The organism is Actinomadura sp. BRA 177, assembly GCF_013372625.1.
Classification (GTDB): domain Bacteria; phylum Actinomycetota; class Actinomycetes; order Streptosporangiales; family Streptosporangiaceae; genus Spirillospora.
Window position 1 is genome coordinate 1 of the sequence record NZ_JABXFD010000635.1, and the last position, 1,010, is coordinate 1,010.

1 protein-coding gene is annotated in these 1,010 nt (G+C 68.2%); it reads right to left on the reverse strand.

Features of this window, described 5'->3' with window-relative positions; all coding sequences use genetic code 11:
• Positions 1 to 716, reverse strand: a 716-nt coding sequence (locus HUX53_RS35375) for a geranylgeranyl reductase family protein (RefSeq protein WP_176407634.1), incomplete at its 3' end; no start/stop codon positions are given.
• Positions 717 to 1,010: the final 294 nt, after the last annotated feature.

The following is a 1,010-nucleotide window of genomic DNA, read 5'->3' on the forward strand; positions in this document are numbered from 1 at the left end:
AGGTGTGTGTAGGGGACAGGGGTGGGGAGGTTCGCCGGCCAGTCGGTGAACAGGTGGTGGTAGTCGGGGTGGTCGGTGCGCAGGAGGGCCACGCCTAGGTTGCAGGTGCCGTCGCCCATGCCGAAGATCCAGCCGTAGCCGGCGGGGGCCAGGTCCAGCCAGATTTCCAGGTAGGTGTCCTTGTGGCGGGGGCTGCGGTAGTAGCGGCGGCCCGCGATGCCTATGGGGCGGTCGCGGCGGGGGTGCAGGCCCAGGGCGATGGAGAGGCGGGACGAGGCGCCGTCGGCCGCTATGACCAGGCGGGATTGGTGGGTGCCCGTGCTCGTCTCAACGCCCGTTACGCGGCCACGGTCTACCAAAGGCGCCGTGACCTTCGTGTTCTCCAGGAGGGTGGCGCCGGCGGCGACTGCTTGGCGGGCCAGGAGTTCGTCGAGGTCGGTGCGGGTTCGGGTCAGGCCGTGGCCGGACGGCCAGGGGAGTTCCAGGGTGCGGCCCGCGCCGATGAGGCGGACGCCCTCGGTGCGGAACCAGTCGGAGAGGTCGATGTCCAGGGAGCGGAGTTCGTCGACGGCGCGGGGGGTCAGGCCGTCGCCGCAGATCTTCTCGCGGGGGAAGGACGTCTTCTCCAGGACGAGGACGTCCAGTCCGGCGCGGGCCAGGTGGCAGGCGGCCGAGGTGCCGGCGGGGCCGGCTCCGACCACGATGACGTCGTGCATCACAGGTTCCGATTGAACCAGTCGGCGGCCTGGGTGGTCACTTCTTCCAGGGCTCCTGGTTCTTCGAAGAGGTGGGTTGCGCCGGAGACCGTGTGGATTTCGGAGTGTTCGAGCCTTTCGTGTGCCTGCTCGTTCAGGGCCCTGACTTCCGGGTCGCGGCCGCCGACGATCAGGAGGACGGGGGCCTGGACGCGGGGCAGGGACTGTCCCTTCTACACATCTGACGCTGCCGACGAAGAGGGTAGTGTAGGTCACTGTGGTCGCCGGTAGATCAAAAAAAAAAAACAACAAGAC